This is a genomic window from Nitrosomonas ureae (assembly GCF_900108305.1).
Classification (GTDB): domain Bacteria; phylum Pseudomonadota; class Gammaproteobacteria; order Burkholderiales; family Nitrosomonadaceae; genus Nitrosomonas; species Nitrosomonas ureae_B.
Genome location: NZ_FNUX01000029.1, coordinates 19,828 through 38,395 on the forward strand (window position 1 = coordinate 19,828; position 18,568 = coordinate 38,395).

An 18,568-nucleotide genomic window follows, 5' to 3' on the forward strand; every position below is an offset into this window, starting at 1 on the left:
TGCTTTAAAAAGAAAGACTGCTGGTCTGCTTCAACTCTGCAACAATGTGACGGGTGGCGTGCAAGAAATTATCAACTTGTTCCAGCGTATTACTGCGCCCCAAACTGATACGCACCGCGCAGCGTGCAAGCATCGGATCGACCTGCATGGCATTCAGCACGTGACTTTGCCCCGGATTTACGCTGGAACAGGCAGCTCCGGCAGCAACGGCAAAACCGGCTTTATCCAGCTTAACCACCAGCGTGTCACCTTCAATATCCGGTAATGCAAAATAACACGTGTTGGGAATGCGCACAGCAGCGCTGCCAAAAATTACCGCACCCATATCTACGAGCCCTTTTTCTAACTGGTACCGCAATACGGAAACATGCTGCCCAGTTTCGATCATGCGCGCTTGCGCCAATTCGCACGCGACGCCAAAACCCACAATTGCGGGCACATTCTCGGTGCCGGAACGCAGTCCGTTTTCATGTCCGCCGCCATAGATCAGTGGTTTCAATAACAATCGCTTGTCGACGATCAAGGCTGCCGCGCCTTTGGGGCCATAAATCTTGTGCGCGGAAAGTGTCATGGCATGCACTTTGAGCGCCGAAAAATCAAGCGGAATTTTCCCCAATCCCTGAATTGCGTCGGTGTGTACATAAGCGCCATGTGAGCGCGCCAATTCGGCAACATGGGCAACGTCTTGAATCACGCCGGTTTCGTTATTGGCCAGCATTACCGCAACTAATCCTGGCTTGTGGCTCTGCATCGCGTTACCTGCCGCATCCAGATCCACTTGTCCGGACGCATTCACCGCCAGCTGGTGCATTGCCCACGCATCGCAACTGCGGCGAGAAAGCGCTTGGGCCGGTTTCAACACACAGGGATGCTCAATCGCGCTGATGAATAAATTGCCGGGCTTCAAACTATCGGCCGCGCCGCGGATAAACAAGTTATTCGCTTCCGAGCCACCGCTAGTGAAAATCACCTGTGCCGGCTGTACTCCTACCGCATCCGCTACCTGCCTCCGTGCCTTGTCAATTGCCTGGCGCGCGTTCAAACCATACCCATGACGGCTGGAAGCATTGCCGAATTCCTGCTGAAAGTATGGCAGCATGGCTTCTAACACGGTGTCATCAATACGGGTAGTGGCGTTATGGTCGAAATAAACTGGTTCCATTCGGATCATCTGTAAATTGGGGAAAGACAGTATGATAAACCTAATGAATGTTTTTATGGTGTCTGCCTGCTGAAGGTTTTTCCTAGAGTTCCCCAATATTGAATGATAGAATCATTCAAAGCCGATAATCAAATCAAGGGAACTGCGTTATGCTGGCAGAGAAACGCTTAACTGAATTGGGTTTTACACTCAGTCAGGCAATGGATTTTATCAATACAAATATTAATCAGCCCCAAATAATCTTTGATGTAGCATCAGAACACGGTGTAAACACCAGAATGCTGAGTGAAATATCGGGTTATTCGAAAGACGTGGTTCATGAATATTTTTTAAATGCGGGCTATGATGGCGCGACGATAAACGTACTATTAAATACCAATCTTCTGGTGAATTCCAGTTTAGGTTCGTTGGAAAGTCTTGTCGCCTTTAATGAAAGAGAAGGTGTTTTATCGAATGCCTCGTTGCGTGAGGTGGTTAAGCCGGCAATTGATGCGAATTACGACTATGATGGGACTTTTGGCCCGGCAAACTTGAATCAATCTGATGACGGAATTTATTCTTCAGGAGAGTTAGGTGTAGAAAACCTGAATAATGTCCTTGCAACCAATGACAACCTGGAATCTTTGTTCTATGGTTCATTAATTAATATTTTCCTGGCGCTTGACCAAACTGAACTGGATCAGATCAACACGTTTCCCGCAGGTGACGATCCCGACGAGTTTCAGGTGCTTATCCTTGAAGCATTGAGTGAATCACCGACACCAGCTGCCTGGAATGATGAACAGCTGGCTGATCTGGTAACCGATGAAGCCATCAATATCGTGGAAAGATATTGGGTCAGTGATCTTATCGGCGTACTGGATCATAGTTTATTGGGATTAGCCTCAGCTTAAAAGCGAATGATCGTTATCATCAAGACAGTTATTGTCTTGATGAGTGATTTGTTTGACTCAATTGAGAAATTAACTATTAGCGTATTAGCAGCAAGTATATTTTTTATAGGCATACTCCGCCGCTATCATCAATAACGATCCAACAACATGAATTGTTTGTTGAAACGATTAACAGCTCGCCGTTTTAATGCACACGCGATACCATGTTCCGCCAGAATAAACATCAGTACAGCATGGATTTATTTTTTCGGTAATGATGTATAAGGATGTGGGTGTCCCCAGTTCTGGTAAGGACTGAGGTAAATGCGGCAATGCAGGGTTGATCGCAACATAATCCTCACTTCTGAAAATTTTAGCGTCTCCGCTTATCGCATCGGTTGCAACGACAAAACCGATTTCAAATTCAGTGACTTTCGAAACTCTCTTGAGTATCGTTTTTAAACTGTGGGTAAGTTCACTGCTTAGCGATGGAATTGAAGGGTCTGTGTTGTTGTTTCCACTTTTCTCACAGATCAGCGCAGTCTGTGCATCGACATGGATATAGTTGCAATTTTGTGCGCCTTCTACCATACCCGAGACTGGCACAACGTTGATTGCGGTAATTTTTTTGTATTGAGGGATTCGTGGATCATCGGATGTGAGCGTGAGCTCGGGCTGTTTCATTTATCATGTGCACCACTGCACCGCTGCACCACTGCGGTTATCGATAAAACCTATCTGGGTAAATGAAAAACCTAGCGCTTTGGTGAGCTCTTCCGATTCGGCTTCCGTTAATCTGTTTTCCTCAGTAATCGCAGCATGCAATCCACTTGTAAGTAACAATGAGAAAAATCCAATGATCATGGCTAATATCGTCAATACATTATTTTGCACACTATTCTCCCTTTAAAAGTAACTTTATCACCTGATCCATTAATTGAGATTGCAACCGTTCAGATATTTTCCAAACAAAGCGTATTCGTAGAGTATCATGCGCTACTATATATATACAAATAAAGGGTTAAATCATGTCAGTAAAATCATTCATTTCGGCTGAAGTACATTTAGCCAAACTTGGGTATAGTGTTCAACAGGCAAATGATTTTATTAATGCAAATGTTGGGCAGGCAGAAATAATTTTTGCTGCTGCCAGAGAAAATGGTGTAACGACTAACATGCTCAGCGAGATATCAGGACATTCGACGACTGTCATCCGGGATTATTTTGAAGCTGCCGGTCTAGAAAGTAAGGAAGTTGATTATACTAGCCTATTAATGAATTCTGATTTGGGTTCTTTGGAACAGCTGGTTGCATTTAACGAACGAGCCGGTATTTTGTCGAACACATCTCTGCGAGAAGCAGTTCGGCCACTTCAAATACTAACCTATGACGATACTTTTGTTCCATTTTATCCTCAGTTCCAACTTATTGATGGTATTTTTGATTCAGAAGAACTTGGCGTAGGACATCTAACTAATGTTCCGGCTGCAAGTGGTAGTGAAGAATCTTTGTTTTATGGTTCTTTGATTCGTATGTTCTTGGCGCTTGATGAATCTGAGCTAAATCAGATTAACACATTTCCTAGAAATGATGATCCAAAGGGATTCCAAGTTCTTCTTCTAGATGCATTAAGCGAGCCACCTTCGACAATTGCCTGGAATGACGAAGAGCTGGTTGATTTGGTAACACATGAGGCCGTTAGAATTATCGATGAGTACTGGAATGGTGACTTGGTAGGCTCACTTGATCATAGCTTTCTGGGATTAGCTACAGCTCAAATTTGAACGATGGACAGTACAAGCGATAAACTCATCAAGACAACTAAGTTGCTTATATGAGTTTATCAATCTAGTTTCTATTGATATCTAGCAATTCATAAGCCTCTTACATACGTACACCATATCGCCATCGATAATTGTCCAATAGCAACAAGGGTTTTTCTTGTATGTTGTTACATTCCATGCGCTACCGCTGACTATTCCGGATATGGATTGGGGAAAGCTTGCCGACAGATCGGCATAATTATCCCGTTTTAATAGTTTCGCTTGGCCGGTCACGATGTCAACAAGCACAAGAAAACCAATGTTGCTTATTTCTGAAATTTTCTCAAGTTTGCTTGCAAGCTCGGAAGGTAATATAGATTCATCGACAACTAAATCTGATATAGATCGAGGTTCCACGCTTTCATTTTTCTGGCAAATGAGTTCAATTTGACCGTTGATACTAATATAATTACAAGAACTAAATTTTACTCCCTGTACTTCTACATCTGTGGCTGCGGTTATGGAAACTGATGCAATATTTCTAATTTCAGATGCAGCTTCAGGGCCAGTAACAGGATAAACGTCTGCATCAGGGTGTTTTAAAAATATTTTTCTTCCATTAGTGCTATCGGTGAGTACCACAAAGCCAAAATTAACACCCGAAATATTTTCAAGTTCGTTGGCCAGTTCGATCGGCAAATCTTTTTGGGGTGTGCTTATTTTATGTGTGGCACATCCTGTCAATACAAGAGTTAAGAAAAACAAAAAAATCATCGATATTTTTTTATAACTTAGCATAATGCTGTTTTCTCCTTTTCGTTAGAAATTTAAGGTTACACGTGCAAAGATTGTGCGTGTAGGAATAAAGCGTGAATTAACCGGTTCGGATGTTTGAAAATTAACATTCCGGAATAAAAAAGACTCGTCAAAAATATTTCTTGCTTCCAAGCTGAATAATCCTCTCCGGTTGGGCAGTCGATAGCCAATTGATGCATCGACTAAGAAAAATTTGTCGATACCTTCATTCTGACTCCCCTGTCGATCGACCTTTTGATGTACAAAAGTGCCAGTTAGGTTGGCAAAGAAACCTTTTGGACTGAAATAATCGATTCCCGTCGGGATACTCAACGTATCAATTGCGTGGGGGCCAGCCGATGTTTCTGCCCGAGAGAATTTCTCAAACTGAATTTCACTTCTGGCTGTCCAGTGAGTATGCAACAATTTATATAAGTATGCGCGATACAAGTTTTCTTCCTGATCCTGAAAACTGCTGCTTCTCGAAGAATGAATGGGAACCTCCAAATCTCGGCTTGAAATTTCGAAGCCCGTAAAGATTTTATTTTCATGGTGAGCATCCAATCCAATTCCCATTCTGCGGGATTTTGTTCCATTAGGATCATCAAACAATTGGTTAAAACCGGCGACCTGAGTGGGCTCAATAGTTTGCTGAGTTGTGAGCGGGGCTTTTATCGTTTCTAGCCAAGCCATGCGTAATCTTAACTGCTTCGTAAGATTCAATTGCAATCCAAATTTTGGATTAAACCTATCAATTGACAAGCCTCTCCCTTGATACGAGTCGTAGCTAAAGCCCAGGGTGGTAGTTATATTTTCATTAAGATTCAAATTGGTATAAACATAACCATTTGTTTTGTCATTGTTGAAGCTGTCTGTGGAACAGCAATTGACGCGTTCTGTTGTCAAGCTTATTTCTCTCATTTCTCGATCAACATCGGTACGGTAGATACCAGAGCCTGCAAGCAGGTTAGTCTTATCACTTCGGAACTGATATTGGATTTCAGTCTGATAAGCTTCATTTTTGGCTGAAGTTACATCATTAATAAGCCTTATAGGATTGAGATTAGGATCTGTATTCTCACTTTTTCTATTGGTGTATTGACTTGACATGATGACGTTCTGATTCGATGTCAGATCATATCTGGCACCCACGCGTACCGAGTCTTCATCAATTTTCCGGCGAAATCTATTCTGAGGTAGATTGAGATTCGCGGAATCCTTGTCAAAATCAAGTAATAAGTTGCCGTGATCAGTCGAACGTGTCCGTACTTCAGCCTGAAGATTCAATTTGGATGTCAGTGCATGCTGAACGAAAGCATTGAGAATATCATGGTTCTGATCGTTGTTGGTGCGGAACCCATTGGTTTCATAATGAAATTGACCCAGGCTGATCGAGGTGCGCTCATTGAACTTGGAGAAAACCACTTCATTGCCCAAGCTGCTATTGTTGCCGACCACGCCAGACGTGACCAATTGCGTTCTGCTGCGTTCCATCAGGGGAGTGAATTCGTTAAATCCGGGATTCGACGGGCCTGTATTATTAATGATATTAAGATCGGCTACGGCCATGTGCGGTTGCACGGGATTGACATTAATCGGTTGCAGCAATTGCGCTTGCAGCAGTTCACTGACACGAGCTGCTTCATGGCGTGGAATATTGGCATAGGTATCGGATAAAAAACGATGCGCCGAATGATTGGCCGGATCGAAGCTCAGCGATTTTGCCGTTTCCATAATGGCACGCTTTTCAAATCCCAGATTTTCAAAGATGCGTGCCAGGCTGGAGCCCCGGGCCGCTTCATCGCGATCAAGCAGAAGTCTGGACCGGTACACCGCACGGTTATTGTTCAGTTCAATCGATTTCTGAATATCCCTGAGCGCTTCCACCGGTCGATTTTGAGTTTGTTTCTGGATACCGTCATACAGCCACGGGGTTGGGTCTTTTGGATCACGTTCTTTGGCCAGATCAAATTGTGTGCTCGATAGTGGATAGCGCTTTTCCTCGAAATACGCTTTACCCAAATAACTGCGAATCAACGAATTGGCCGGATCCAGACTGGCGGCGATTTCGAGTTCTATGCGTCCTGCTTCGAGGCTGCCTTCACGAATCAGAGCGATACCAAGCCCTAACCTGGGCATTGGATCGGCCTGATCAAGTTCAATCGCGTGCTGAAAAATTACTTTTGCGGCTTGTGTTTCCAGTTGCAATAACTGTGCAAAACCTAATATCGTTTGTGTTTTGCTCAAAGCAGGATTGAGTTTGACCGCTTGTTGCGCGGCCTGCCTGGCTTGCTCCAGTTCACCCAGCGACATTCGTAATTCCGCAATGCGCGCCCAGGCCAACGCATGCTGCGGATCCAGCAGCATAGCTTGTTGTACACTTTTAAGCGCGGCTTCAATCTGGAAATTTGCTTGCTGGGCATAGGAAAGCGCCAAGTGCGCTGCGGCCGATTGCGGATGATGGGTAACCGCTGCGGTAGCTAACCCGAGTGCTTGATCTTTGTCATTTTGCACTACGGCGACGATAGCCAGTAAGGCATAGGCGTCACTATTGCCTGGTTCTTGCTGCAGTACGCGCTGGATGATTGTCCGGGCCTCTTCAACCTGTCCGGTATTAAGCAACTGACCCGCTTGATGAATTAACGCATCGATATCTTGTGTGCCACGATCCTGCCAGTAGTCCAGGATAGTTGGATAGTACAATGCCCATTGCACCGCATCGATGGGGAATATCATGATTTCTTTTTGCGGTGCCTGATCTTTGTGAATAATGGCTGCTTCATGATCATTGAGTGCCAGGCGGCCCCAGTCATTACTGACCGACACTTTGCCCTCGTAAACTACAACTTCTGCATCGTTACCGTGCACGCGGACCAGAAATTCGGTTCCGTCCACACTGGCGTTAACAAAGGGGGTTCTGATTCTGAACGGCTTCGGTGTTCGTGTGATGATATGGATCGCACCCTCGATAAAATCCAGCAGCGAGATGTTTTTATCTTCCTGCGTTGCTGGAAAAATAATGCTCGATCTCTGATCCAGCCTAAGCATGCTATCGTTATTGAGCCGCAATGCTGCACGACTGCGGGATCTGGAGCGGATCATGTCACCGCCGCACAGGAGTGTATCCATGCTGGCCGGTTGCCAGGCTTTTTCCTGAATGCGCTTGATCTCGATCACCCCTTGTACGGACACGATGCGAGCGTGGGCGGTTGCTATGCCGCATTCTGATGCGGCATGCAATGAATCGATATGACCTAGAGAAAAAAGCATCGCGATAAGAATAAGCATCTGGTTCGATGCTTCTCCAAATCGCCGGTGTAGCAAGTCTGGGCAGCATATGTTCATTCTTGATTGATCTTATTTTATGTTCTCATACATTACAAACAGACGCGATCAAATTGCCAATTCAGAAGAATTGATGCGCTGAGTGTTTCGTTGTAACTTTAGAAGAGCAGTGAAACTTACACCGGAAGGATATTAGCGCTTTTTCTTCCAATTGTATGTGGTATTCCCCATACGTAAACTGGTTATTGCACGTAGCGAATTTAAATTGCGCAGAGAAAGAGATTTTGAGAAATTATGAGCCTTGGGCTATTTTCATGGCCGGTATCCTGCGATGACTATACGCTATAGCGGATTTTATCTTGGGGAAACAGCATGATATGTGCTGTCAAAGTAAGAATTCATATTCGCACCCCAGATTGTAACAGTGGTTTGATTATATGAAAGAAGCGACCGAAAGAATTGTCCGTGCTGCTAATTAAGGTTTTGGGATGCAGTCATTCTGGTTACTTGGTTTCAATACGTATGATTGAATTCCATGAATCGACTGGTAGCGCTGATTGGTTTTTCTTGCAGAGGTTTAAAAAAAACTTTGAGGGACCATCCTCTGGAATCCTATTCAGGATTTGATATAAGCTATCGCAAGCTTCGATCCATTGTTGATCCTGGTAAGCTTTTAACGCACGGGAAAATGTTTCACACAGCCACAATTGTATCTGACTGGCTGATTGTTTGTGTGCGATAAGCTCGAACAGGTTAACGGGCGTGGATTTCCCGGTCAGGAGAAAATCTCCCAAAGGGCGGATCAAAAACTCGTCTAAGCCCGTGATCACCTGACCCGATACCAGCAAGCGGGTGCCCAGGTATTTATTGACTCCCTGAATGCGGCTAGTGGTATTTACGATATCTCCGACCGCGCGGTATTCAAAATGATGCAGCGCGCCAATATTGCCCAGTAACATTTCACCAAAATGCAATCCCATGCGTGTAGGTAAGTTCGGCTGGTCAAGGGTGCGATTAAAACGTTCAATGGCGGCAGCGATATCCAGGCAAGCGAGACAAGCATCTTTGCGCAAATCGGAACTGGCCGAGGTTTTGGCCCATATGGCCAGCATGGCATCGCCAACCACATCTGATACCGTACCATTATGCTGCTTTACGGGTTCGAATAAAACAGCATAGTAGCTATTCATCAATTGACCGAGCTGTTGCGGTTCCATCTTTTCCGCCAGTGCGGTATAGGCTTCGGCATCGGTAGCAAGGCAGGCGCCATACACGAGTTGATTATTCAATGCCATGGCGCCTGAGTTTCTAACAATATCATTGACGACTCGATCAGGGAGAAAATAGCCAAAAGCTTTTTTCAATTGCCGGCTTTCATGTTTTTCTTCGTAATATTTGAGTGATATTGCACCAAATAAGGCCATGGACAACTGCAGAAAAACCGGATTGATAAGGGGTAGCCAGACACTGATTTCCTTGAAGAAATAATAGACGCTGCCAGCATAGAGAAAAATCAGTGCAAAACTGGCCACGACAGCACTCTGATTAGGTAAGAGCATAAAAATGATGCTCAATCCAAGGCCTAATACAAATAAAATGCCTAAGCTGCCCATTAGCGGGAAGGGTCTGATAGGTTTGTTTTCCAGTAAATTAGCAAATGCTGTTGCCGCTATTTCGACGCCGCTAATGTAAAGTCCATCGGGATTTGAGAAAACGGTGTGATAGTCATCCCGGACAATATCCTGTTCCGGTTGAGTGGCCGCAGAGAAGCCGACAAATACTACTTTATTCTGGAAATTTATTGCCCTGGATTGTCCAGCAGTCGCATTGTCATCAGGGAATAAAACTTGGTGATAGGGTATGGTTCTGATGCTGCGCGGTGGACCATAAAAATTCAAATAACGCGTGTCGTTTCCTGAGTATGTATTCAAAAGCGCATGAAGCGTATTTCTTTGAATGGAATTCAGATTTGCATCGCGATTGAGTTCATTCTTCAGGCGATGGGCAAGGTTAGGCTCATTTAGAAAGAGATCGCGCAGTGTGAAGATTAAATCTTCAATATCTGTCACATCTTTGCTAATTGGCAGCTGCGCCGCATAAGCTGGATTAACAATGCGCAATAACCGGATAAAATCTTCATAAAGCGGTAGCGTAAAAATTTGTAGAACGACAGTGGGTATCGTGGGTATGTCGCCGGCATCAGTTTTAAAAACCCAATAATGATTGACTCTCTCTTTCTTAGGCAAAGGAAAAGGTGCATGAGCCTGGACGGCATCAGCAATAAGCGGCAGGAGCGGTATAGGCCCTTCCTTAACAATCCGATTATAATTTTGCTCGTTTGCATCTGTGGAAAATGCGGTATCTTCATAGACCAATCTTTCCACTAGCACTATGTTGCCCGCTGTTTTCATGCGCAACGCCAGCTTCTGATCATACGCAGCTATTGCGCTGGGTGTATCAAAGATAAGATCAAACACAATGATACTTGCCCCAGCCTGGGTTAATTGCTCGATGAGCCGTGCATGTATTTCGCGCGGCCATAATTGTGGAGCCGTAGGTAAATTAAAACGGGATGCAGAAGGTTGATCAATGGCAACGACGACGACATTATCCGGTGCCGTAACCGTTCCACGTAAATGAAACAACCAATACAAGCCAAATTTCTCTTCCATCCATAATCCTGCAGGAGATAGATGGACAATAGCTCCTGTCAAGCCGATAACAATGCCAAGGAAAAGGTGCTTAAGCCATCGGGTCATGTTTATTTCTTTAAGCATAAGCTGTGGGGTGCATTATCTTTATAACGGATTCAATCCAATAAATGTCCGCCTAGCAGCAGTGTGATGAATTTTTCTCGCGTGGCACGGGATGAATCGCGATAAAGCATATATTTTGCGTGCTGATCCGGTTGTTCCGGATTTATCTCGATACCCCATAGCGGGGCTAGCGTCATCGGTAAATTCGAATAGCGTACATCAACGAGCACATTGGGCTGCTCCGGACGAATTGCCAGCAGTCCGGCAGAAAAATGACTGAAACGTGCAACATCTTGCGCCAGTACCGAAGAAGACGGCAATGTGCTTAAATCACGCTCCAGAACAAATTTCTTAATGGATTCACCCGCATAAATGCGAGGTTCGGAGAATAAGCCGACACGAATCGCATCGACGTATAATTTGCCTTCAAACTCGTAGATTGAGCGCCATAGCAGCAAATTGGCAAGCGTTGGTTTTACCAGCAATTGTTCTGCTTGCTGTCCTCTTGCCGCAATCATTGATTCGGCAACAGTTTCGGCTCGTTGCAACTGCATCCAGCCGAACGACAAATAGATCGCTGCGAGCAGTAATCCGACACGGGCTGCATTATGATTGTACTTTCTGTATGCCATCACTCCGGCAGCCAGCAGAATCAAGGTAAAGACCGGGTCCACGACTGAAATAATGCTTAGCGCCATGCGCTCATCGCTCAATGGCCATAGCAGATGCGTGCCGTAACTGGTGAACGCATCCAGCACGCCACTTAAATAATATCCGAGAAAAGTGAATAGATACAAACGGGCGAAAGGCAAATGTTTGCGTAAAAACGGCCATAACAGCAAAGCAACAATCAAAGCGCCTAGAGGCACGAAAAATAGTGAATGGGTGAAATGGCGATGAAATTCGATATTTAACAGCGGATCATTTTCGGACTGAATCAGAATATCAGCATCCGCTGCAATGCCAGCCAGAAAACCAATGCCGGTTGCCATGCGCGTTTCCTGTTGCCTTGCACCCGATTGTGCCATCGTGGCGCCAAGCAATCCTTGGGTTATTAAATCCATAGTGTTAAAAGCTGTGAAGAAACAAGCGTTACTTTACAAATGAATGTGAATTGATTGAATAAATAAAATATTTTCCAGGCATAGAAATTCATTTGCCTGGACCCTCTCCAGTAAAGTAGAAGTCGATTAATAATCAGAATCCAGAATTACTGGGTAAGTTTTATGGTGATTGTTTTCGGATGCAAAGATGATATCAGTTTCTTTCCTTTTGGAATGATTTTGTGGCTAATAATTCGGGTGAGATAATCTTTCCTCGTGAAGTAGCGTTTGCCGTGACGGGAGGGCGATCGGATTTGTTTTTCAAGCCGGTCCCATGGGGTTCTTGTACCGGAATGATAAAAGCGCATTAGCCTGAGCTATTCAGCAGACATTGGCAAGGATGCATAATGCGGAACAATTGATTGTGATCCTGATTTAATCAGGATTATCTACCGCTTTTTAAGTATGAAGATGAATTCACCAGTAGTTTGCGTCATAGACAATAATTCATTTCCCGTTTGCTCGGAAAAAACCTGGAAATCAATCAAAGACCCCGGGTCGGTGGCAACGATTTTCAGTGTTTGTCCGCTGATCATGCCAGCCAGCGATTGCTTGGTGCGTAAAATAGGCAGAGGACAAACCAAGCCGCGCGCATCCAGTTTCTTGTCAATTTTCTCCATCTTCAATAAGTATAAATTTTATGCTACAAACTTTAATTCAAACAAGTATTAGGTAAAAAAGCCATTTCAAAACTCTTGTGTTCTATAAAACCACATTGCTGTTCACCGATTTTTTCTATTTCGTACGGTTAGTGATTAAAGCGCGATTTGCATGCGCGAGGATAATTTCTTCTGTAAACCGATCAATTCCGCTCATTGCGCCGTCGAAATGGATCTGATTGTAACTTAATTGGAATTTAATATTTCGATTGAGATACCAATTGATCGCCGCACTGTCAAGCCGAATTACCCATCATTGTGACATCGTGGGAACAGGGAATGATTTTTACCGGTTCAATCATCGTAAAAAGGGTATAAAACCGATTAACCAACTATACCAGGTGGAAACTTTTCGACGCCGATAACTGGAAAGTTTTTTATGCCGATCGACAGAAATGGAGCGTTAAATCGGTAAAAGCGTAGCATCAAATTGCGCGATTAGTTACAGCTGTTTCTATAACGACAGATTTAATTACTTATCGAAGATAGGATTTTCCTACATTAAGGCTACATAAAACTAGAATGAAAAAAGCACTTAGGAAATTAATCTCTAAGTGCTTGAATATTGGTGGGTCTGGCTGGGCTCGAACCAGCGACCAAGGGATTATGAGTCCCCTGCTCTAACCAACTGAGCTACAGACCCCTATTTTTATTTTAACTGTTTCCAGTATCCAAGAAGCTACGTAGGCGCTCAGAACGGGCAGGGTGACGTAACTTGCGCAACGCTTTGGCTTCAATCTGGCGAATGCGTTCACGAGTAACATCGAACTGTTTTCCGACTTCTTCCAGAGTATGATCGGTATTCATTTCGATGCCGAAACGCATACGCAACACTTTGGCTTCGCGTGGTGTTAATGAGTCTAATATATCTTTTGTTACACCGCGTAAACTGGCATAGACCGCTGCATCGGCCGGTGCCATCGTAGCCGCGTCTTCGATAAAATCACCGAGATGTGAGTCTTCATCATCGCCAATCGGTGTTTCCATGGAAATCGGTTCTTTGGAAATTTTAAGAATTTTACGAATTTTTTCTTCGGGCATTTCCATTTTCTGCGCGAGCACAGCCGGCTCAGGCTCTTGCCCTGTTTCTTGTAGTATCTGTCGTGAGATACGATTCATTTTATTGATTGTTTCAATCATATGCACTGGTATTCGTATCGTGCGTGCCTGATCGGCAATTGAGCGGGTAATTGCTTGACGTATCCACCATGTTGCATAAGTTGAAAATTTGTAACCACGCCGATATTCAAATTTGTCCACTGCCTTCATTAAACCAATATTTCCTTCTTGAATTAAATCAAGAAATTGTAATCCACGATTGGTATATTTCTTGGCGATTGAAATTACCAAGCGTAAATTTGCTTCTGTCATTTCGCGCTTGGCACGACGGGCTTTTGCTTCGCCGGTAGACATCTTGCGATTGATTTCTTTCAAATCTTTTATTGGGATTCCAATCTTGCTTCTAAGTGCAAGCAGATTGTGTTGCTCTTCAAGAATTGCGGGTTTGTAATGCTCGAGTGCTTGACCATAGGGCTTTCCCACTTTGATTTCTTGCGCGATCCAATCAAGATTTGTCTCATTTCCGGGGAAAGTCTTAATAAAGTGATTTCTTGGCATTTTCGCTTTAGATACGCATAAGTCCATTATTTTACGTTCATAGTTACGCACATCGCCAACTAATTCGCGTTGAGTGTCACAAAGCTTTTCCACCATTTTTGCAGAAAATCGAATGGCCATTAACTCAGACGAAATTTTATCTTGCAACTCAATATAATCTTGATGATAAGGCCCATCGTTTTCAAGCAACGCTTGCATTTCGTTGTGCATTTGGCGAATTACTGTAAAACGTTCAAGCGCATCCGCTTTAAGTTTTAACAGATCAGCGCTAGCAATTGCTGCGCCGTCGCTGTCTTCATCCTCATCTTCATCATCGGCGAGATCGTTGGAAGCAAGCTCTTGCTCGATAGCTTCTTCTGATAATTCTTCATTGATAATATCTTGTGCATTCGCGTCTAATAATCCATCGACAACTTCATCGATACGCATAGTCTCTTTCTCAACTTCAACAGACAAATCAACTATTCTTGCAATAATTGGAGGGCAGGCTGAAATCGCTTGAATCATATGGCGCAATCCACCTTCGATACGTTTTGCGATTTCAATTTCACTTTCGCGCGTGAGTAAACCTACTGAACCCATTTCGCGCATATACATGCGCACCGGATCGGTCGTGCGTCCAAATTCGGAGTCAACTGTTGAAAGTGCAGCTTCTGCTTCTTCTGCAACATCCTCATCAGCCACCGTGGTTGCTGCATCAGACATCAACAAGGTTTCGACATCCGGCGCTTCATCATGCACTGATATGCCCATATCATTGATCATGCTGATGATACCTTCAATTTGCTCTGCATCCAGCATATCATCAGGCAAATGATCATTGATTTCCGCGTAGGTGAGATATCCGCGTTCTTTTCCTAATCCAATAAGTATTTTCAAGCGCATACGACGCGCTTCAATATCCTGAGGTTGTGAATTACTGCTTTGGATAATAGAGGCAGAATTAATTTTATCAACCTGATCTTTGCTTATGTTTGTTTTGTTCCTTTTGGGAATTCTGCCTCTGGTTTTCTTGATCTCGCTCAGGCCGCCAGCATTTTCATCCATTGCCTCTTGAAAAGTTTCAACTGCACCCAGGGTGGCTTTAGCAGATACTCCTGCTGGAATCGTTTTATCTGTTGCTTTTTTTACGGTCATTTTTACTTTCTTTTCTGCCATTTCTTTATCGACGTTCTTTGTTTTTTTTGTGGATAGTTTGTTGATAACTTCATTTTCGATATCTTCAGACTTGGATGTTCCTGTTGCTCTTGTTTTTGGCATATTGGATTCCCAATGATATGGATGAATTTATAGCTGAAAAGGTCGAATTATAGCAAAATTCCTTGCTGCTGACACTTTAAACCAGCTTCATCGCATTGCTAGTTGTTGTAGTTCCCGTTTTTCATCATTAGTAAGCATGCTCAGAGGCTTGCTATATAATTCTGTGATACGTTTCTCGCGTTGCGTCTGTTGTAATTTTTCTAATGTACCTGAGAATTCTGCTTCCAAATCAATTGTGTCGTCCCATTTTAAAGTTTCACTTTCGATATTTTCAAACAATGTTCTATGTGAACTGTCTTGTAAATAAGCGAATATTGTTGAAGTTGGTGATTCACTATTAATCAAGTGAGGATTTTTGTCAAAAAGTTCAATCAACACTTTTAGTGCAGCTATTTCTTTTGAGTTTTCTTTTTCCTCTGAAAGCCATTTTCTATTTATCCTATTGATATAATTAGGATTGTGTAATAGCATCATAATTAACCGACGATGAGGTGTAGCCAGTTGTTTTGGTGATGCCTTCCTTGTCACATGCCTCTTGGAAGATGGCCTTGTTTGTAATATTTCTTCTAGTTCAGGCTGATCAATGTTGCTGAGCTCTGCCAAGCGTCTTAATAATATCAATGAAAGTGCTGTTGCAGTTATTTGCTGCAATAGTGGCTTGGCATCATTTATCAGTTTGGCGCGACCCTCGCTAGTTTGGATGTTAATTCTTGAACATAATTCCTTAAATAGAAATTCTGATAAGGGTATTGACTGTTTTAGCAACTGTTCAAAAGATTCTCTTCCGTTTTGTTTTACATAACTGTCGGGATCTGTGCCCTCAGGTAAAAAAAGAAAGCTCAGAAACTTACCATCCGAAAGTAGCGCAAGACTATTTTCAAGAGCCCGCCAAGCAGCTTTTCTACCGGCTTTATCTCCATCAAAACAAAAAATGATTTGATCAGTCTGACGCAATAGCTTTTGTAAATGAAAACTGGTTGTGGATGTGCCCAAGGAAGCTACTGCATGATCAATTCCATGTTGCGCAAGCGATATGACATCCATGTATCCTTCTACAACGAGTGCACAATTTACCTCACGAATAGCGCGACGTGCAGAAAAAAGATTGTATAATTCGCGCCCCTTCTCAAATAGAGTCGTCTCTGGAGAATTCAGATATTTGGGCTCTTCATCGTCTAATGCCCGTCCGCCAAAACCAATGATCTGGCCTTTCTGATTAAGAATTGGAAACATAATGCGATTTCTGAATCTGTCGTATTGTTTATCTTCATTTCCAACAATGACTAATCCGGCTTGAACTAATAAATTACGGGTTTTTTCTGATTTATAATCAGAAAAAACGGTTTCCAGATTTTGCCAGCCGGTTGGTGCATAACCAATAGCAAATCGCGCAGCTGATTCACCCGACAAGCCACGTTTTTTAAGATAGGCAATAGCTTTTTCGGAATTTTTTAATTGCTCTCGATAAAAACGCGTGGCGACTTGCATTAAATTTAAAAGTTCTTGAGAAGATATCGCTGAATTGTTAATGTAATGGTCATTTGCGAAATACTCTAAATCATTACGGACAGCTGAATTAGAGGGGATATTTTCTTGCTGAATTGGTACTTGCATTCCAACATGAGCTGCTAAATCGTGTACTGCTTCAACAAAGCTCAATCCACCATATTCCATTAGAAAGTGGATGGCACTGCCATGTGCGCCGCAACCAAAGCAATGGTAGAACTGTTTAGATTGACTGACTGTGAATGAAGGGGTTTTCTCATTATGAAACGGGCAGCACGCAACATAATTAGCGCCTGCTTTCTTAAGTGGCACATGGCGGTCAATCGTATCGACAATATCCGCACGATTAAGCAGGTCATGAATGAAAGTTTGTGGAATCATTTATCAAGAAATAATACATCCCGCAAGCAACTAAAAGAAATTATCCCAACTAAAATTACAACAAGCAGAATCCTTAGGTGGATAACATCAGATCGACATTTTTTCTTTGATCAATATAGATACTTTGCCCATATCAGCACGTCCGGTAAGCTTTGGTTTTAGTATCGCGATTACTTTTCCCATATCCTGCATACTTACTGCGCCAGCTTCTACTATTGCTTCAGAAATTAGAGCATTTATTTCAGACTCATTAAAGGGTTTGGGCATATATGCACTAAGAACCAAAACCTCATCCTTTTCATTATTGGCAAGATCAAATCTCTGCGCTGCTTCGTACTGAGTAATTGAATCCTTACGTTGCTTGAGCATTTTCTCGATAATAGCTAAGACTCCCGAATCGTCAAGTATTATGCGCTCATCAACTTCTTTCTGTTTGATAGCGGCTTGCAATAAACGAATAGCGTCACGTTGCTTAGTATTGCCCGTACGCATCGCAATTTTCATATCTTCGGTAATTTTCTGCTTTAAATCGATAGCCATAATGAGCGAGCCTGATATTATTCTTCGACTCCAATAGTCAATTCAAAGATAGCTGAAAATAGCTTTCAACTACTTTCAGATCTATTATTCTGACAATCGGACTATGATCACTTAATAAAGTTTTGGTGGTAGCAATTGACTGCGCAAACGCTTGTAGTTACGCTTTACGGCCGCCGCAAGTTTGCGTTTTCGCTCTGCTGTTGGTTTTTCATAAAACTCACGAGCACGTAGTTCTGTTAGTATTCCCGTTTTCTCGATAGAACGTTTAAAGCGTCGCATTGCAACTTCAAATGGCTCATTTTCCTTAACTTTAATAGTCGTCATATAGGCGTGATCTCTTGGTTAGTAGTTAGTGATAGCAAAAAAATTATTCTTCACCCATTAACGAGTATGGGCATAACAAAAGCCTTTGATTATAACACTAAGAAGTTTGTTGCAAAAGAAGAATCTACAATTCACGTGTTGCTGGCCATAAGCAAAATATTGATAGTATCCATGATATGAATACATTGATTTAGGGCCTGTTAACACTATTTGATATAATGCGGTGATGTAAATCACCGAAAGCCAATATCAACAGATCGAACACTGTATGCCGCGCCAACGTGGCAATGTCAGTCATTCCAATCTACAAATTCTCAATGCTATTCTGTATGTTACCGAGCATGGTTGCAAGTGGAGTGGACTACCCAAGCGCTTCGGCAATTGGCGCACCATCTACACTCGAATGAATCGATGGGCAAAAAGTGGCGTGCTTCAAAAAGTTTTTGAGCAGTTGCAGCAACAACAAATCATTCGCATCAAAATTGAAGCCGTTTCGATGGATAGCACCAGCATCAAAGTGCACCCTGATGGTACTGGTGCATTAA

Annotated in this window: 15 protein-coding genes and 1 tRNA gene; 3 read left to right on the forward strand and 13 right to left on the reverse strand. The window is 43.1% G+C overall.

What is annotated here, in order from left to right:
• Positions 1-4: 4 nt before the first annotated feature.
• Positions 5-1,162: a cysteine desulfurase family protein gene (locus C4S39_RS13045; protein ID WP_181023828.1), complete on the reverse strand. Its 1,158-nt coding sequence runs from the start codon at positions 1,160-1,162 to the stop codon at positions 5-7.
• Positions 1,163-1,311: 149 nt separating this feature from the next.
• Between C4S39_RS13045 and C4S39_RS13050 the strand changes: the two genes are divergently transcribed.
• Entirely contained in the window at positions 1,312-2,055 is a 744-nt protein-coding gene (locus C4S39_RS13050; RefSeq protein ID WP_103967397.1) for a hypothetical protein, read from the forward strand.
• A 168-nt stretch (positions 2,056-2,223) separates the two neighbouring features.
• Here the strand turns inward: C4S39_RS13050 and C4S39_RS13055 are convergent, their stop codons facing one another.
• Together C4S39_RS13055 and C4S39_RS13060 are read right to left on the reverse strand one after the other, a co-directional pair.
• Complete coding sequence (locus tag C4S39_RS13055) at positions 2,224-2,718, reverse strand: hypothetical protein (protein WP_103967398.1); 495 nt, start codon at positions 2,716-2,718, stop codon at positions 2,224-2,226.
• Between the two features lie 3 nt (positions 2,719-2,721).
• On the reverse strand, positions 2,722-2,928 hold the full coding sequence (locus C4S39_RS13060; protein ID WP_103967399.1) for a hypothetical protein: 207 nt from the start codon (positions 2,926-2,928) through the stop codon (positions 2,722-2,724).
• Positions 2,929-3,062: 134 nt separating this feature from the next.
• Here C4S39_RS13060 and C4S39_RS13065 point away from each other — a divergent pair, with 134 nt between their 5' ends.
• A complete protein-coding gene (locus tag C4S39_RS13065) occupies positions 3,063-3,818 on the forward strand; it encodes a hypothetical protein (RefSeq protein ID WP_103967400.1) in 756 nt (251 codons plus the stop codon).
• Between the two features lie 81 nt (positions 3,819-3,899).
• On the opposite strand, the gene C4S39_RS13070 is transcribed toward C4S39_RS13065, so the two are convergent.
• The 10 genes from C4S39_RS13070 to rpsU all read right to left on the reverse strand — a co-directional run bounded on the left by C4S39_RS13070 (position 3,900) and on the right by rpsU (position 18,023).
• On the reverse strand, positions 3,900-4,595 hold the full coding sequence (locus tag C4S39_RS13070; RefSeq protein ID WP_103967401.1) for a hypothetical protein: 696 nt from the start codon (positions 4,593-4,595) through the stop codon (positions 3,900-3,902).
• A 21-nt stretch (positions 4,596-4,616) separates the two neighbouring features.
• Positions 4,617-7,880: a TonB-dependent receptor domain-containing protein gene (locus C4S39_RS13075; RefSeq protein WP_258039448.1), complete on the reverse strand. Its 3,264-nt coding sequence runs from the start codon at positions 7,878-7,880 to the stop codon at positions 4,617-4,619.
• 500 nt (positions 7,881-8,380) lie between these two features.
• The gene (locus C4S39_RS13080; protein WP_258039449.1) at positions 8,381-10,636 is read right to left on the reverse strand and encodes a CHASE2 domain-containing protein; all 2,256 of its coding nucleotides are present in this window, start codon (positions 10,634-10,636) and stop codon (positions 8,381-8,383) included.
• Between the two features lie 50 nt (positions 10,637-10,686).
• Positions 10,687-11,697, reverse strand: a complete 1,011-nt coding sequence (locus C4S39_RS13085) for a metal-dependent hydrolase (RefSeq protein WP_103967404.1) — start codon at positions 11,695-11,697, stop codon at positions 10,687-10,689.
• Between the two features lie 428 nt (positions 11,698-12,125).
• Entirely contained in the window at positions 12,126-12,356 is a 231-nt protein-coding gene (locus C4S39_RS13090) for a sulfurtransferase TusA family protein (RefSeq protein WP_103967405.1), read from the reverse strand.
• Between the two features lie 605 nt (positions 12,357-12,961).
• A tRNA-Ile gene (locus C4S39_RS13095) sits at positions 12,962-13,038 on the reverse strand.
• A gap of 11 nt (positions 13,039-13,049) precedes the next feature.
• Positions 13,050-15,272, reverse strand: a complete 2,223-nt coding sequence (rpoD, locus tag C4S39_RS13100) for an RNA polymerase sigma factor RpoD (RefSeq protein ID WP_181023829.1) — start codon at positions 15,270-15,272, stop codon at positions 13,050-13,052.
• An 87-nt stretch (positions 15,273-15,359) separates the two neighbouring features.
• Positions 15,360-17,159, reverse strand: coding sequence for a DNA primase (gene dnaG, locus C4S39_RS13105; protein WP_103967406.1), 1,800 nt, complete (start codon positions 17,157-17,159; stop codon positions 15,360-15,362).
• A gap of 87 nt (positions 17,160-17,246) precedes the next feature.
• Positions 17,247-17,693, reverse strand: coding sequence for a GatB/YqeY domain-containing protein (locus C4S39_RS13110; RefSeq protein WP_103967412.1), 447 nt, complete (start codon positions 17,691-17,693; stop codon positions 17,247-17,249).
• Between the two features lie 117 nt (positions 17,694-17,810).
• Positions 17,811-18,023: a 30S ribosomal protein S21 gene (gene rpsU, locus C4S39_RS13115; RefSeq protein ID WP_013648785.1), complete on the reverse strand. Its 213-nt coding sequence runs from the start codon at positions 18,021-18,023 to the stop codon at positions 17,811-17,813.
• 268 nt (positions 18,024-18,291) lie between these two features.
• On the opposite strand from rpsU, the gene C4S39_RS13120 reads away from it, so the two are divergent.
• The coding region (locus C4S39_RS13120) for a transposase (protein ID WP_258039450.1) at positions 18,292-18,568 on the forward strand (277 nt) is incomplete at its 3' end.

Excerpts from the sequence above, each read along its gene's own strand:
- C4S39_RS13045 (WP_181023828.1), bottom strand. The coding sequence starts at position 1,162 with ATGGAACCAGTTTATTTCGACCATAACGCCACTACCCGTATTGATGAC.
- C4S39_RS13050 (WP_103967397.1), top strand. The coding sequence starts at position 1,312 with ATGCTGGCAGAGAAACGCTTAACTGAATTGGGTTTTACACTCAGTCAG.
- C4S39_RS13055 (WP_103967398.1), bottom strand. The coding sequence starts at position 2,718 with ATGAAACAGCCCGAGCTCACGCTCACATCCGATGATCCACGAATCCCT.
- C4S39_RS13065 (WP_103967400.1), top strand. The coding sequence starts at position 3,063 with ATGTCAGTAAAATCATTCATTTCGGCTGAAGTACATTTAGCCAAACTT.
- C4S39_RS13070 (WP_103967401.1), bottom strand. The coding sequence starts at position 4,595 with ATGCTAAGTTATAAAAAAATATCGATGATTTTTTTGTTTTTCTTAACT.
- C4S39_RS13075 (WP_258039448.1), bottom strand. The coding sequence starts at position 7,880 with ATGCTTATTCTTATCGCGATGCTTTTTTCTCTAGGTCATATCGATTCA.
- C4S39_RS13080 (WP_258039449.1), bottom strand. The coding sequence starts at position 10,636 with ATGACCCGATGGCTTAAGCACCTTTTCCTTGGCATTGTTATCGGCTTG.
- C4S39_RS13085 (WP_103967404.1), bottom strand. The coding sequence starts at position 11,697 with ATGGATTTAATAACCCAAGGATTGCTTGGCGCCACGATGGCACAATCG.
- C4S39_RS13090 (WP_103967405.1), bottom strand. The coding sequence starts at position 12,356 with ATGGAGAAAATTGACAAGAAACTGGATGCGCGCGGCTTGGTTTGTCCT.
- rpoD (WP_181023829.1), bottom strand. The coding sequence starts at position 15,272 with ATGCCAAAAACAAGAGCAACAGGAACATCCAAGTCTGAAGATATCGAA.
- dnaG (WP_103967406.1), bottom strand. The coding sequence starts at position 17,159 with ATGATTCCACAAACTTTCATTCATGACCTGCTTAATCGTGCGGATATT.
- rpsU (WP_013648785.1), bottom strand. The coding sequence starts at position 18,023 with ATGACGACTATTAAAGTTAAGGAAAATGAGCCATTTGAAGTTGCAATG.